This window comes from Halocella sp. SP3-1 (assembly GCF_003953885.1).
Taxonomy (GTDB): Bacteria; Bacillota; Halanaerobiia; order Halanaerobiales; family DTU029; genus Iocasia; species Iocasia fonsfrigidae.
In genome coordinates, this window is record NZ_CP032760.1 from 429453 (window position 1) to 444905 (window position 15453).

At 32.0% G+C, this 15453-nt stretch carries 13 protein-coding genes and 1 pseudogene; all 14 read right to left on the bottom strand.

The window, feature by feature from the left end:
• Positions 1-25: 25 nt before the first annotated feature.
• The 14 genes and pseudogenes from D7D81_RS02000 to rfbA all read right to left on the bottom strand — a co-directional run bounded on the left by D7D81_RS02000 (position 26) and on the right by rfbA (position 15422).
• Entirely contained in the window at positions 26-1717 is a 1692-nt protein-coding gene (locus D7D81_RS02000) for an AAA family ATPase (protein ID WP_125986828.1), read from the bottom strand.
• Between the two features lie 104 nt (positions 1718-1821).
• On the bottom strand, positions 1822-2628 hold the full coding sequence (locus tag D7D81_RS02005; protein WP_164522077.1) for a thermonuclease family protein: 807 nt from the start codon (positions 2626-2628) through the stop codon (positions 1822-1824).
• Positions 2629-2685: 57 nt separating this feature from the next.
• Positions 2686-4383: an AAA family ATPase gene (locus tag D7D81_RS02010; RefSeq protein WP_125986832.1), complete on the bottom strand. Its 1698-nt coding sequence runs from the start codon at positions 4381-4383 to the stop codon at positions 2686-2688.
• Between the two features lie 217 nt (positions 4384-4600).
• Complete coding sequence (gene hepT, locus D7D81_RS02015; RefSeq protein WP_125986834.1) at positions 4601-5017, bottom strand: type VII toxin-antitoxin system HepT family RNase toxin; 417 nt, start codon at positions 5015-5017, stop codon at positions 4601-4603.
• 5 nt (positions 5018-5022) lie between these two features.
• Positions 5023-5433: a type VII toxin-antitoxin system MntA family adenylyltransferase antitoxin gene (mntA, locus tag D7D81_RS02020; protein ID WP_125986835.1), complete on the bottom strand. Its 411-nt coding sequence runs from the start codon at positions 5431-5433 to the stop codon at positions 5023-5025.
• Between the two features lie 109 nt (positions 5434-5542).
• Positions 5543-6671, bottom strand: a pseudogene (locus tag D7D81_RS20355) (AAA family ATPase); the annotation flags it as partial.
• 410 nt (positions 6672-7081) lie between these two features.
• Positions 7082-7507: an FAD synthase family protein gene (locus D7D81_RS02030; protein ID WP_125986837.1), complete on the bottom strand. Its 426-nt coding sequence runs from the start codon at positions 7505-7507 to the stop codon at positions 7082-7084.
• A 27-nt stretch (positions 7508-7534) separates the two neighbouring features.
• A complete protein-coding gene (gene asnB, locus D7D81_RS02035; protein WP_125986839.1) occupies positions 7535-9376 on the bottom strand; it encodes an asparagine synthase (glutamine-hydrolyzing) in 1842 nt (613 codons plus the stop codon).
• Positions 9376-10623: a CDP-glycerol glycerophosphotransferase family protein gene (locus tag D7D81_RS02040; protein WP_205739316.1), complete on the bottom strand. Its 1248-nt coding sequence runs from the start codon at positions 10621-10623 to the stop codon at positions 9376-9378. Before D7D81_RS02040 ends, asnB begins: the two co-directional genes overlap by 1 nt.
• Before the next feature lies 1 nt (position 10624).
• Positions 10625-12070, bottom strand: coding sequence for a flippase (locus D7D81_RS02045; protein ID WP_125986843.1), 1446 nt, complete (start codon positions 12068-12070; stop codon positions 10625-10627).
• 6 nt (positions 12071-12076) lie between these two features.
• Positions 12077-12919 (bottom strand): dTDP-4-dehydrorhamnose reductase, encoded by an 843-nt coding sequence (rfbD, locus tag D7D81_RS02050; protein ID WP_125986845.1) that lies wholly within the window; start codon positions 12917-12919, stop codon positions 12077-12079.
• Positions 12919-13950: a dTDP-glucose 4,6-dehydratase gene (rfbB, locus tag D7D81_RS02055; protein WP_125986847.1), complete on the bottom strand. Its 1032-nt coding sequence runs from the start codon at positions 13948-13950 to the stop codon at positions 12919-12921. Before rfbB ends, rfbD begins: the two co-directional genes overlap by 1 nt.
• A gap of 20 nt (positions 13951-13970) precedes the next feature.
• Positions 13971-14522 carry a dTDP-4-dehydrorhamnose 3,5-epimerase gene (gene rfbC, locus D7D81_RS02060; protein ID WP_125986849.1) on the bottom strand — a complete coding sequence of 184 codons (552 nt, stop codon included), beginning with the start codon at positions 14520-14522 and terminating at the stop codon, positions 13971-13973.
• A 15-nt stretch (positions 14523-14537) separates the two neighbouring features.
• Entirely contained in the window at positions 14538-15422 is an 885-nt protein-coding gene (gene rfbA / locus D7D81_RS02065; protein WP_125986851.1) for a glucose-1-phosphate thymidylyltransferase RfbA, read from the bottom strand.
• Positions 15423-15453 lie beyond the last annotated feature (31 nt).

Consider the following 15453-nt stretch of genomic DNA (forward strand, 5'->3'; position numbering starts at 1 on the left):
AAACAAAGCATCCCGGCGTCACATGTCATATTATCAATTCATATTCATCTTTACCGATAAAAATTAATAAAGCCTGTTTGATATTATCTTTATCCTTAAACTTACGGCTGGCTGCATATCTCTCTAACTGCTTTAGTCCCTCTCTCTTAACCACTGCCAGCTTATCCCGTTCACTCTTCTTTAAATACTTTAATTCTATGATCCATTCATACTTGACATCTGGCATCCGTATATCCCGTTCCAGATAGATGTCTATATATCCATTTTCTACCTCTGTTTCACTATATGGTTTATAGGCCTTACTGTCCACCAGATAGGCAAAGAGAATTACTTTGATATACCTTTCATCATAATTTATCAGATCACGATTAGAAAAGGCTTTAAAGACATGATTGTTTATATAGTCTATATATGGTTCAATCTCACCTTCATAGGCCATCTCTTCAATTGACTTCCTGAGTTCATTGAGGTCTAAGTTAATTTGATATTCTTCTGATATTTTTTTCTCAATATATTCCCAGAAGATTGTTTTTACTACAAAATTGGGTATTTTTAAGAGGAGCCTGGTCCTATACTGCTTATCTATTGTCAATAACCCCATATAAAATAACAGTGAGACAAAATAGTCTTCATCATACATCATGTCGAAGGAAAAACGGGTAATAATATCGGCCACTATCCCTTCTTCCATGATGATATCCTCCAGAACCTCCCGGTTGGCCTCATTGGCTACCAGTCTATTTAGCCTACCATAATCTGTCCGGACATTATCATCTATCAATTGCTCAGGGTAGTCCCCGGTCATTAGCCACTGGCTAAAGAAATTCAGAACCATATCCGGGTTATAAAGCCTTTCCTTACTATCTTTGTTAAATAGATAGCCATTATAGTTCTTCCTTAATTCAAGTAATAACTCCTCTTTATTTAAATCTATATTTAACTCTTCTATTATTCCTTTTACTTCATCTTCTGTAAAACCCAGCATTTCATTAAACAGTTTATTCATAGTAATATTGCTAGCAATATTAAAACCACTGGTTAAATCATCTAACATAACTGGTGATATACCGGTTATGAAAATGCGGTCAATCACACTTTCTGTACCTATCTTAACTGTTTCATAGAAATCCCGGACAAAACCTGTCGCCCTGATTACCTCTTTATAAAAATCACTATCACCCATAGCAATAATATCATTGGCAAAGTGATCATATTCATCTATAATCAGATATACTTTTTGACCTGTTTCCTTCACCTTTTCAATATAAAAATTTAAAATAGATTTTATATCTTCTAATTCCTCTAATTTATTAACTATATCATGATAATGTATAAACAAAGCTCTATATTTGGATAAACTAGCTATAACCGCCTGCCTGATAGTTTCCTTAAAAGAAAGATATAACTTTTCTTTACTGTCAGTATTTAAACCTGAAAAATTAAGTTTTAAGATTAGATAACTTGTTTTTAGTTCAGTAGGGTTTTTCCCAATATATAAGCTTTCAAACAATTCATCAAACTTATCTTTATTATTCAAATCATAATAATTAGCAAGAGTGGACAAAAAAAGACTTTTACCAAAACGACGGGGACGAATAAAAAATAGGTATTTACTCCCTATCCCTTCTAAGCTAGAAATATAATTAGTCTTATCAACATATAAATAACTTTCTTTTCTTAATGATTTAAAATCAGATATCCCATAAGGTATCTTCATCCACATATCCCCCTCATAAAAGCTAAACTTAGTCTCTGTCATAATTATACAATTATACCAGGCTTAAAACAAGCCTGGCTAATCTTCTAATTGATAAATGCGTATCACAGAATAAATATTTGCAGTGGACTATCAATAATAATCTCTAGTCTGCCTTTATATTCCACAACCTTACCGGTAACCTTAAGCTCCTTTTCCAGTAACAATTCCAGGGGATTATAATCAAATTTGTTAAGATTATGTTTAAATATAATCAGATATAAGTTGTCTTTCCCTTCCTTAGTAAAGTCCAGAAAAATAATCTTCTCTGACTGATAGGTCTTTACCACCTTACCCCTAACTATAACCTCTTTATCTAAATAATCTGCTGCCTCCTGCCAGTTTATTTCCGGCAGTTCTGAAGATAAATTATCCCAATAGCTCCAAACCCCACGGCCTAAATCCCTTGCCTCAGCAGCTGCCTCTTTCAACTCTGCTGTATATTTTAAATTAGGTGGTATCAAAAGGAGGCTGGCATAACCCTTCTCTAATAGTTTTTGATTAAAAAAAGTTCCGTCTGCTAAAAAGAAATAGGCCAGGGTACGGTCATACTTATCCTTTTTCTCCCGATCATACTCCAGATAAACATGCTGTTCCAATAATCTTCCCTTGCTATATTCAAAGGCCTCCTGGGCATAAAACTCTGCCTCCCCCTCTTCCCAGTTCATCTCAGGGGTATCCAGCCCAATCAACCTGACTCTTTCACCAGCAGCTGTCCTGACAGTATCACCATCATAGACATAGTCAATAAAAACCCTGTCCAGTCCCTGCAGTCCCACAGAATCGGATTCAAAATCATCCCCTGAAAATAGAAGCAGACCACCCAGACATATTATTATTAGAAATACTATTAACAATAACTTTTTCTTCATAATCATTCACCCTAGAATCAAACACCTATTGTGATAGACATTCACACCGTCCCGGTATCATACTATCAATTCATATTCATCTTTACCAATAAAAATTATTAAAGCCTGTTTAATATTATCTTTATCCTCAAATTTACGACTGGCTGCATATCTTTCTAACTGCTTTAGTCCTTCTCTCTTAACCTCTGCCAATTTATCCCGTTCACTCTTCTTTAAGTACTTTAATTCTATAATCCATTCATATTTGACATCTGGCATCCGGATATCCCGTTCCAGATAGATATCTATATAGCCATTCTCTACTTCTGTTTCACTTACAGGACGGTAGAGATTACTGGTAACCAGATAGGAAAATAAAACTAACTTTATATACTTTTCATCAAAATTAATCAAATCACGATTAGATAGCTTCTGTAGTACATTCTCACTGATATATGAGAGAAAGGGCTTTATCTCCCCATCAAAGCCCATCTGCCAGATAGACTTAGCCATCTCTTCTACATCATAAGATATTTGATATTGATTTTTTAATCTGCGCTCAAAATACTCCCAGAAGATAACCCGTGTCACATGATTGGGTATCTCCAATCGGGTTTTGCCATACCTTATCTCTCCAATTGTCAATAAACCCATATAATATAAGAGTGAGACAAAATAGTCTTCATCATACATCATATCAAAGGAAAAACGGGTAATAATATTGGCTACTATCCCTTCTTCCATGATGATATCTTCCAGAACCTCCCGGTTAGCCTCATTAGCTACTAGTCTATTTAGCCTGCCGTAGTCTGTCCGGACATTATCATCTATCAACTGGTCAGGGTAATCCCCAGTCATCAACCATTGACTAAAAAAATGCAGAACCATATCCGGGTTGTAGACTCGTTCTCTGCTGTCTTTGTTAAAGAGATAACCATTATAATTCTTCCTTAACTCAAATAATAATTCCTCTTTATTTAGATCAATGTCTATAGCCAGCTTTTTTATGATACCCCTTACTTCTTTCTCAGTAAAACCCAACATTTCATTAAACAGTTTATTCATGGTTATATTGCTAGCAATATTAAAACCACTGGTCAAATCATCTAACATAACTGGTGATATACCGGTTATAAAAACACGGTCAATTACTTCTTTACTTCCTATCTTGACTGTTTCATAGAAATCCCTGACAAAACCTGTCGCCCTGATTACCTCTTTATAGAAATCACTGTCACCCATAGCAATAATATCATTGGCAAAATGGTCATATTCATCTATAATTAGATATACCTTTTGACCTGACTCTTTCACCTTCTCAATATAAAAGTTTAGAATTGAACTTATATCTTCTAAGTTCTCTAGCTTATTAATAACAGTATGATAGTCTTCAAATATATTACTATATTTCTTTAGATTACTGGTAATAGTCTGCCTGAGCCTTTCTTTAAAAGAAAGATATAACTTTTCCTTACTATCCGTATTTAAGCCTGAAAAATCCAATTGTAAGATTAGATAACTTGTTTTTAGTTCAGTAGGATTTTCCCCAATATATAACTCACCAAATAATTCATCAAACTCTTCTTTATTATTCAAATCATAATAATTAATAAGGGTGGATAAAAAAAGGCTCTTACCAAATCTGCGCGGACGTATGAAAAATAGATATTTACTCCCTATCTCTTCTAAGCTAGAAATATAATCTGTCTTATCAACATATAAATAACTTTCTTTTCTTAATGATTTAAAATCAGATATCCCATAAGGTATCTTCATCCACATATCCCCCTCATAAAAGCTAAACTTAGTCTCTGTCATAATTATACAATTATACCAGGCTTAAAGCAAGCCTGGTATAAAATGTGTCAGCCGAACCGTCCCGGCGTCACGTTATTCATAAAGATTGGTGTTGAGTTGGTGATAGATTACTTTTTTAATCCCTTTTTCAAGGAGTTTTTCAGCAATAGTCATAAGATCTTCACTTTTCTTAATTTTATGTTTCAATATAATTATTAATATACAAAGCAAATTGTTCAAAATCACTAAGACTATTATTTAAAACTTCTACAAGTATTTCAATATCTACATCTGCATACTCATGAACAAGTATATTTCTAAAACCTGCCATACCCCTGATTCTATTACCATAATTTTCTGATATAACACCCTGTTTAATCAATTCTTTAAATATATCACTATATTGCTCAACCACAACCCCTTTTTCCGATACAACATGATTGCCAATATCAAGTATGACCTGAATACATAGTTGAAGACCTCTTTCCACTATCCATAATTTATCCAAGTTATTTTCTAATTCTTCTTTGTCGACTCCTTCATATTTTCTCAATTGTTGTAAATATTTATTAAGTTCATTTAATTTTCTTATAATTACCATTCTATCTATCAATCATATCATCTCCCAAAATAACCTTTAGCTAATCTCTTTTTAAGATAATTTTCCTGTACCTTAAATAAAGGTAGAAAATCCAGATATCTCGACATTATTGATTCATGAAAATTAACCCTCATTTTAGTTGACTTTTCAAATAAAAGCTTACCATCCTTTAACACATTATAAGCCAGTAAAAGAGGAGTATCATTTAAAATAATTAAATCAATATCTCTTTCAACCAGAGTTTGAAGTTCAGTAATTACTCCACTACGGTAACCAAAAGTCCCGCTTTCAGGCTTCTTTTTTTCATTAATATATACAGCAAGATCTATATCGCTTAATTTATTTTCTGTTCCCCGGGCCAACGACCCATATAAATAAGCAAAAATAATCTCTTCACGCTGATATAAAAAGTCTTTAATTCTTTCCATAATGATCACCTCTATAGTATGATAATATCATAAAATACTGATTTTTGAAACTTAATTTAATGATCAATCTGGCAGAATAAAGATTATTTTACTCTTCACTTAATTAAACCTCTGTCTCACTATATGGCTTATAGGCCTTACTATCCACCAAATAGGCAAAGAGAATTACTTTTCATCATAATTTATTAGATCACAATTGGAAAGGACCTTAAAGACATGATTGTTTATATACTCTATATATGGTTCAATATCACCCTCATAGGCCATTTCTTCAATTGACTTCCTAAGTACATTGAGGTCTAAGTTGATTTGATATTCTTCTGATATTTTTTTCTCAATATATTCCCAGAAGATTGTTTTTACCATAAAATTGGGTATTTTTAAGAGAAGCCTGGTCCTATACTGCTTATCTATTGTCAATAACCCCATATAAAATAAGAGCGAGACAAAATAGTCTTCATCATACATCATGTCGAAGGAAAAACGGGTAATAATATCGGCTACTATCCCTTCTTCGATAATAATATCTTCCAGAACCTCCCGGTTGGCCTCATTGGCTACCAGTCTATTTAACCTGCCGTAATCTGCCCGGACATTATCATCTACCAATCAGGGTAGTCCCCGGTCATCAACCACTGACTAAAAGAATGCAGGATCATATCAGGATTATAGAGCCGTTCCTTGCTATCTTTGTTAAATAAATAGCCTTTATAATTCTTTCTTAGTTCAGACAATAACTCTTCTTTATCTAAATCTATATTTAACTCTTCTATTATTCTTTTTACTTCATCTTCTGTAAAACCCAGCATTTCGTTAACTAACCTATTCAAGGTAATATTTACAGCTATATTAAATCCACTGGTCAAGTCATCTAGCATTACAGGTGAAATGCCAGTGATGAAAACACGGTCAATTACTTCTTTGCTTCCTATCTTGACTGTTTCATAGAAATCCCTGACAAAACCTGTCGCCCTGATTACCTCTTTATAGAAATCACTGTCCCCCATAGCAATAATATCATTGGCAAAATGGTCATATTCATCTATTATTAAATATATCTTTTGGCCTGCTTCTTTCACCTTCTCAATATAAAAATTTAGAATTGACTTTATATCTTCTAATAACTTACTCCCTATCCCCTCTAAGCTAGAAATATAATTAGTCTTATCAACATATAAATAACTTTCTTTCCTTAATGACTTAAAATCAGCTATCCCATAAGGTATCTTCATCCACATATCCCCCCTCATAAAAGCTAAACTTAGTCTCTGTCATAATTATACAATTATACCAGGCTTAAAGCAAGCCTGGTTTAAAATGTGTCAGCCGAATCGTCCCGGTGTCATGCAATAATTTAGATAAAATAGATAATATAGGCAAAGATGTTTTCTCTATGAAACTTTATATCAATTCACATGCCAAACAAACCGTCCCCATGTCATATATGATATATACCGGTTTTACTTTTTTTTCTTGCTGTCCTTGGCATATTTATCACCCATATTCATCTTATCACTTTTCTTCTTTCTGTGAAGTGTTAAAACGTTCCCCTGATTTCTGAAGACATATGCGTACATGGAAGTTTTTAGCGACTAGAACTTTGAGTGCATCAGCAAACTAAATTTCACTGATTTTGCCCTTTAAAACTCTAATCCTTTTTTTCACCACGGAGTTTTAATAACGTTTCATTAATTAATGTTGATGAAGTACCTTTATGATATGGGAAGTAAATAATTCTTACACCTACTTCATTAAACTGCTTTTCGAAATTATTCCATTTATCAGTGTTATACCAATCATCTCCAACAAACATTACATCAAATTTTAACTTCTTCCAAGTTTCAAATTTATCCATGCTTTCTTGAGCAATTACAGCATCTACATACTTTATGTTTCTAACAATTTCAAGTCTTTCATCAAAAGGAATTACTGCTTTTTTATTCTTGTATGATACAAGTTCATCTGTTGTTACTCCTACTATAAGTTTATCACACATAGATTTAGCATTTTTTAACATATTCAAATGTCCAATGTGAAATAAATCAAATACCCCTGTTGTGTAGCCAATAATCATAACTTTTATCTCCTTTATTGTAGTTATTTAATACATCCAGCTTTTTTTAAAGTATTTCTTCCTAAACAATTCAATATTTATAAACATCCAAATAATTTGTCCAGCTCGTAAGTTATTTTTACTTTCTTCCAATAATTCATCTATCTTATCTGTTTTCAACCAGTATACATCTTTCAAAATATCCTTAGCTTGTTTCTCCAAAGAGTGTAGCCATTCATTCAAAGGAACTGGAAAACCTACTTTCTTTCTTTCTATAATCTCATCTTGCAAATAATCGTATCCAATTTTTCTGAGAAGATACTTGGGAATGTCATTTACTTCACTGTATTCATTTGAAGTAAGTTTCTTAGATTCTTCTTTCAATGCATCACTTTTCCAACGCAACTTCAAATCATAAGGAATTTTTTTATAAGAGAATTCTACTAGCTCATGGTCAAGGAAAGGAACTCTTGCTTCTACACTTGCTAACATTGTAGTTATATCTACCCTATTAAGGAGTCCTTTTACATGATATTTATGGAAAAATTTAAAAACGCTCTCTTCATTGGTCCTACCTAAGAATTCTAATTTAACTTTCTCGTCAAATTCATTTCTAAGCTCAGTATTGACGTTCAAATAGTTGTCTCTTATAATTCTTGGAACGTACTCATAGAGCTCCGTAAAGTATTCATAGAATGATTTTTTCTTCTCTATATGATTCTCATAATCAAAAGGAGATCTGTATATTCTTCCATAACCTCCCATCAACTCATCTGCGCCTTCACCTGAAAGTACAACGGTGATTTTTTCTTTTAATACTCTTGACATTAAAGCAAGTGGTATTTCATTAGGAACTCCTAGAGGTGCATCTTTATAGCCAATAACTTCATTCATTGTGTCAAAATACTCGTTTGTATCGATATTAATTTCATGATGTATCGTGTTATATTTTTGAGCTACCATACGAGCATACTTAAATTCGTTTAACTCTGGAAATCCAATTGTATAAGTGTTTATTTTTATATCTGAAACTTGGCTTGTTATCGCTGATATTAAACTCGAATCCACACCACCACTTAAATATGTTCCTAATGGTACATCTGCCATCAATCTTCTTTCTATTGCAGCTTTTACCTGTTCATTGAACTCCTTCGATAGTTCTAACTCGTCATAAATTTGATCGACATTGAACTCTACTGGTAAGTCCCAAAACTTTTCTGTTTTGATATTCAACTTGCAATCAATAGACATCAAAGATCCTGATTCTAACTGAAGAATATTATTAAAAAAAGTATATGGTTCTCTTACATATCGATACCCAAGATATTCATCAATCGCTGATTCATTAAATTCAGCTTCTACTAAACCACTACCTAAGATGCCTTTCATTTCCGAAGAAAATACAATTTTTTCTGAATCAAAATAATAGAATAAAGGTTTAATTCCTAGTCTGTCTCTTGCTAATAGTAATTCATTCTCTACTCTATCATAAAGAGCTATTGCAAACATCCCATTACTTTTTTTTAGGAATTCATTAAACCCATGCTCTTCAACAAACGCAAGTATTACTTCTGTATCCGATGTTGTCTTGAAGTCATAATTTAAGCCATTCTTTAGATCAAGATGATTGTAAATCTCACCGTTAAAAATTATTGTCCATCTTCCTGAGTTAGAAATCATTGGTTGATTAGATCTCGAACTAGTATCGATAATTGATAACCGTCTGTGACCAAATGCTGCTTTTTCTGAAAGCACTCTACGACTCCTGTCATCTGGTCCACGATGACCAATTAAATCATTCATTCTATCGATACGTTTTTCAATCTCAGGTATACTCTTATTACTAAAAATTCCATTAATGCCGCACATGTTTTTTATCCTCTTCCCCATTATTTTCTTATTTGACTGATTAAATGCTCTATCCCCATATTCTCGTAATCTACAAAAATTTTTCTTGCAACCTTATTGGCTTTATCTTTGTATCTAGTAAAATACATCTTAGAGTAACTATCAACACCATCTACCAAAAGCGATTGTAGTTGTGCACAATTCACAACTTTATCTCCAGGAGTAAAATCATCATAATCATAGATAAAACCTCTATCTTCATTCTTAAAATACTCTAAATCATAAGGAAAAAAAATAATTGGTTTCTTCCATAGAAGAAAATCATAATATATTGACGAGTAATCTGTTATTAGAATATCAATTTGACTCAAAAAAGTATAAACATCTGCATCCGAAGGTAAATTAATAAAGGCATCATGCTCATCCGCACCATTAAAACTATCTTTTTTTCCAGCAAAATGAAATTTCCCAACAACTTTTAATTTTGATTTCTCACAAAAATCAAGAAACTTATTTAACTCTTTTAAATCCTTAGTCCCAAAAATTAAAGTTTCTTTCTTATCTCTAAATGTGGGGAAATAACCAACAGCTTTATAACCTTTATCAATAAATCCCTGAATTCTATTTCGGTAAATACGTTCATTTTCTGTAATAAAGATAAAAGGGTTCTCAATAAAAGGTTCATAGTTTCTAGGGTAGCCTGAAATTATTATTCGTTCTTTACTTATTTCAAAAGCCCTACCAATTATCTCTGCTGAAAATTCAGATGTCGCTAATAAATAATAATCAAACCAACATCCTTTAAATGTTATTTTATCTATAGTCCATTTTAATGTTCCGTATTGGGGTTTCCTAATATGATTATTTTTCATATATATTCCAATTTTTTTTAAAGGAAAGCCATGCCATAAATTGATTCTCTTTGATCTTACCGAAAAAAATGGATTGATATCTGAAAGGGTTTGATCTATGACATGATATTTTGCTCTTAAATGGTACCAAATACCTAGCAAAGACCAAACTTTAAAAACCAAGAACCCATTTTCTCTTAATTCTTTAAATACCTGTTCATCTCTTGTAATCCATATTATTTTACTAATATTTAATTTATATTTGTTATTAAATACATTCAGAAAAAAATGCTTTGAATTGTCTGCAAATCTTTCACCAAACCATCCACCTACAATAATAATCCTATCAGTTTTAGGTATGAAAAAAGTTAATATTAAAACACAACAATTAATTAACAAGAGAATAAGTTTTTTAATACTAGATTTTATTTTTTCCATCCTAAACTCTCCACTCATCCAATAAATTATTAATTTCATTCCTTCTAAATAAATATATAGCTAATCCATTAATTGTATATAAAACAAGGCCAAAAGAAATTATATAGAGATACTCATTATTGACATTAAGACTTTTTTCAATGAATATACAACTGATAATGTTCAATCCTATCAATCCAATTGTTTGTATAATATTACTTCCATCATAGGAAAATATTCCCAAGAGTAGTTTAACCTCAATTATTGATAATAGATTACTAACTATCACACTTATCCCTGTTCCTATTGCGACACCAACAATTCCATAATTTTTGATTAAGATGTAATTTAGAACCAAATTAAGAATTAGAGATAATATATTATTGTATAGAATATATTTAGCGTATTTTGTCATAGTCAAAATTGATCCAATAGGTCCTGATATTGCGTCAATAAGAAAAGACAATGATAATATAATTAATACTTGCTTAGAAACATTTGTAGCATATTCAGTCCCAAAAATTAACAGTAGCTCATCGCTTAGATACAAAAATAGAAAGAACATCGGAGTTACAAGATAAATAATTATCGTAACTATTTTTTTCATCTCAATTTCAATTTCTTTTATTTGATTATCATGATACAACTTAGATATAACTGGCCAAAATGCAATAAAAGGAGCTATAAAAACACTAATTAGTGAAACATAATTTTGTGCCACTTTATACAAACCAACACTTTCCATATCTATTAATGTTGAAATCATTATTTTATCTATACTTTGAATTAACAACCCTATTCCTGCTATTAAAGCTACTGTAATTGAATACTTAATAAATGCTATTTTCTCATGTTTAGTCAAAACTTTACTATTATTTTTTATATTTAAGAACTTAGATATAACAGACATCCTTACAATAAGTGTAATTAGTTCACTTAAGATAAAGACATATAATGCCGACTTAAAAGGATCAATACCAAAATATATCATTATAAAAAAACCAATCATTTTTAGCAAGTTGTTAGCAACGATATTTAAAAAAGTGACTCTTACAACTAGGCCAATTCCTTGCAAAAATCCGTCGATTATTGTAATAATCGTTTTAATAAATAGCATTATTATTAATATATAAATTTCGAATCCGAAATTATTTACTTGATTTATTAAAAAAATTGAACCGCTTAATATTATGGTTATCAGTACAGATATTAGTAATGACAGTTTTAAATATGATCCAGCCTTATTTTTACTTTCAATATATTTAGGAATTTCCTTTATAAGATTTTGATCCATTCCAAAAACTGAAATGATTGATAAAATCACCGTATATGTTAAATACATGGTATACTTACCATACATTTCTGGGCCTAACATTCTGCCCAAAATTATTTGAAAGATGAATCCTATTGATAATCCTATTATCTTTAATAAAAATGTCCCACTTACTTTTTTGTATAAATCACTCATTTTCTATTATCTCATTTCGTAGGAATTTAAGTAATTTTTCAATGCGGTTTGCCATTTTTTCAGTTTTTTGAATTCATATAACAACTCTTTACTTAACCTTGAATTCTTGGGTCTTCTAGCTTTAGTAGGATAATCTTCCGTCTTAATAGGATTAACTTTGATATCTATTCCAGCTTGTCTAAATATTTCGCATGCAAATTCGTACCAACTACAATACCCCTCATTTGTAGCATGATAAATCCCATATTTTTCTGTTTGAATCATATCAACCAATAACCCAGCCAAGTCATATGTATAAGTTGGTGAGCCAATTTGATCTGACACTACCGACAATTCATCTCTTTCTTTTCCTAGTCTAAGCATAGTCTTAACGAAATTATTCCCATGAATACCAAATACCCAAGATATACGTATAATAAAGCATTTCTCTAGACTCTTCTGAACTTCAAGTTCACCTTCATGTTTTGTTTGACCATAGTAGTTAACAGGATTAGGTGTATCAGTTACTTCGAATGGCTTATCCCCTTCACCATCAAATACATAATCTGTGCTTATATAAACCATCTTTGCATTCGTCTCTTTACAGGAATCAGCAACATACCTTGTACCCAGTACATTCACTGCATAGCATAATTTTCTTTCATCTTCAGCTTTATCTACTGCAGTATATGCTGCGCAATGAATCACAACATCAGGGTTATAATCATTTATAACCCTTTTTACCTGCTCTTCATTACTTATATCCAAAGTATCTATGTCAGTGCCTAAATACCCAATTTTATTCTGTTCCAACCTTTTTACAACATCATAACCAAGTTGCCCGTTAGCACCAGTAACTAGTACTTTCATTACTCATCACCTTGCCTATCCTCATACATCTTCTTATAGTAATCTTTATAATCTCCTGAAATGATGTTTTCCCACCAAGTGCGATTATCAAGATACCACTTAATAGTTTGTTTGATACCATCGTCAAATAGTGTTGTTGGCTCCCATCCTAGCTCTCTCCTTGTCTTTGTAGGATTGATAGCATATCGCATATCATGACCTACTCTATCCTTAACATAAGTTATTAAAGATTCTGGCTTACCCAACTCTCTCAAGATAGTCTTTACTACTTCTAAGTTTGATTTTTCATTATGACCACCAATATTATATACTTCTCCCTCTTTACCTTTATGAAGAATCAAGTCAATCGCTGTACAGTGATCGCCTACATATAGCCAATCCCTAACATTCTCACCCTTACCATAAACAGGCAATGATTCATCATTTAATGCCCTTGAAATCATCAGAGGAATAAGTTTTTCCGGAAAATGATACGGGCCATAGTTATTAGAACATCTTGAAATAGTTACAGGCAATTTAAATGTCCTATGATAAGCCTGTACCAACAAATCTGCCGATGCTTTTGATGCAGAATATGGTGAGGATGTATGGATTGGTGTTTCCTCAGTAAAAAATAAATCTGGTCTATCTAACGGCAGGTCACCATATACTTCATCTGTTGAAACTTGATGAAATCTTTTAATTCCGTATGTTCTTGATGCATCCATTAATACTTGTGTTCCCAAAATATTGGTTTTCAAGAAAACACCTGGATCTTCAATTGATCTATCTACATGAGACTCTGCAGCAAAATTGACAACAAAATCAAATTTTTCCTCTTTAAACAATTGGTCTATTAACTCTCTATCTGTAATATCACCTTTGACAAATCTAAATTTGGAATTATCCATCACCGATTCTAAAGTTGATAAATTACCTGCATACGTTAAAGCATCTAAACATACTACTCTATAGTTTGGATGCTGGTCAAGTATATGAAATATAAAATTGCTCCCAATAAACCCAGCACCACCAGTCACTAATACATTCATATATCTATTCCTCTCTTTCTCTAATATTTAAAGTTTGCATCACTGTCTCTAAGTTTTGGTGCGTTAAAATCTTTATCTGATAGGATAGGTTTAGTTATTCCCCAATCAATTCCAATCTCTGGATCATCAAATTTAACGCTCCTATCATTTTCTGATGAGTAGTATTCATCAACTTTATACTGGACTTCTACATCATCTGTCAAGGCTAAGAATCCATGAGCAAATCCTTTAGGGATAAATAGTTGTCTTTTGTTCGCTTCAGTAAGCTCTATAGATACCCATTTTTTATATGTAGGTGAGCCTTCCCTAATATCCACAACTACATCTAAAATTTTACCTTTTGTACATCTTACAAGTTTTGTTTGCGCTTTAGGATTGAGTTGAAAATGTAACCCCCTCAAAGTTCCTTTTTGAGCTGAGTATGAGTGATTATCTTGAATAAATTCAATCTCAATCCCTAGTTCTTTAAACTTTTCTCTTGAATATGTTTCAGAAAACCAGCCTCTATGATCTCCAAAAACTTTAGATTCAACTATAAAGACTTCTTCTATATCTGTTTTAATGATATTCATAAGTTAAACCTCTTTCTAATATCTAATTTTACCTTCAGCAACTTTCTTTAAATGATCTCCATACGGTGATTTACCATACTTCTGAGCTGATAATAAAAGTGTTTCTTTGCTAATCCACTCATTATGATAAGCTATTTCTTCTAGTGCTGATATTTTTATGCTCTGTCTTTTTTCTACCATCTGTACAAATTCAGCTGCTTTAATTAGACTGTCCATAGTTCCAGTATCAAGCCAAGCATAGCCTCTACCAAGTAATTTTACATTCAAAGTTCCGTCCTCAAGATACATACGATTTAAATCGGTAATTTCAAGCTCGCCTCTTGCTGATGGCTTGACTTTTTTTGCAAAATCAACAACTCTGTTGTCATAAAAATAAAGCCCTGTTATGCAATAATTTGACTTAGGATTTTGAGGTTTTTCTTCAACTGAAAGGACTTTTCCACTGTCATCAAACTCAACTATTCCAAAACGTTCCGGATCATGAACATAGTATCCAAATATAGTTGCTTTACCATTTTTAGCATTTTCTGCAGCTTCTTTCAAAATTGGAGTGAATCCATTTCCATAGTAGATGTTGTCTCCCAAAATCATAGCAACATTATCGTCACCAATAAAATCTTCTCCAATAATAAAGGCTTGTGCAAGTCCATCTGGTGAAGGCTGCTCTGCATACTCCAAATTAATTCCAAACTGACTACCATCACCCAATAATTTCTCAAAATTAGGTAAGTCTTGAGGTGTTGAAATAATAAGAATATCTTTGATACCCGCCAACATAAGTACAGAAAGCGGATAATATATCATTGGTTTGTCATAAACTGGTAATAATTGTTTGCTTGTTACCATTGTTAATGGATATAATCTTGTTCCCGAACCTCCAGCTAAAATAATACCTTTCATGAAAATTTCCTCCTTAAAACCGATTAAATTT

Coding starts and splice junctions, on each gene's coding strand:
- mntA (WP_125986835.1), bottom strand. CDS start 5,433: ATGGAAAGAATTAAAGACTTTTTATATCAGCGTGAAGAGATTATTTTT.
- D7D81_RS02000 (WP_125986828.1), bottom strand. CDS start 1,717: ATGAAGATACCTTATGGGATATCTGATTTTAAATCATTAAGAAAAGAA.
- rfbD (WP_125986845.1), bottom strand. CDS start 12,919: ATGAAAGTACTAGTTACTGGTGCTAACGGGCAACTTGGTTATGATGTT.
- D7D81_RS02010 (WP_125986832.1), bottom strand. CDS start 4,383: ATGAAGATACCTTATGGGATATCTGATTTTAAATCATTAAGAAAAGAA.
- rfbC (WP_125986849.1), bottom strand. CDS start 14,522: ATGAATATCATTAAAACAGATATAGAAGAAGTCTTTATAGTTGAATCT.
- asnB (WP_125986839.1), bottom strand. CDS start 9,376: ATGGGGAAGAGGATAAAAAACATGTGCGGCATTAATGGAATTTTTAGT.
- D7D81_RS02030 (WP_125986837.1), bottom strand. CDS start 7,507: ATGATTATTGGCTACACAACAGGGGTATTTGATTTATTTCACATTGGA.
- D7D81_RS02005 (WP_164522077.1), bottom strand. CDS start 2,628: ATGAAGAAAAAGTTATTGTTAATAGTATTTCTAATAATAATATGTCTG.
- D7D81_RS02045 (WP_125986843.1), bottom strand. CDS start 12,070: ATGAGTGATTTATACAAAAAAGTAAGTGGGACATTTTTATTAAAGATA.
- D7D81_RS02040 (WP_205739316.1), bottom strand. CDS start 10,623: ATGGAAAAAATAAAATCTAGTATTAAAAAACTTATTCTCTTGTTAATT.
- rfbA (WP_125986851.1), bottom strand. CDS start 15,422: ATGAAAGGTATTATTTTAGCTGGAGGTTCGGGAACAAGATTATATCCA.
- rfbB (WP_125986847.1), bottom strand. CDS start 13,950: ATGAATGTATTAGTGACTGGTGGTGCTGGGTTTATTGGGAGCAATTTT.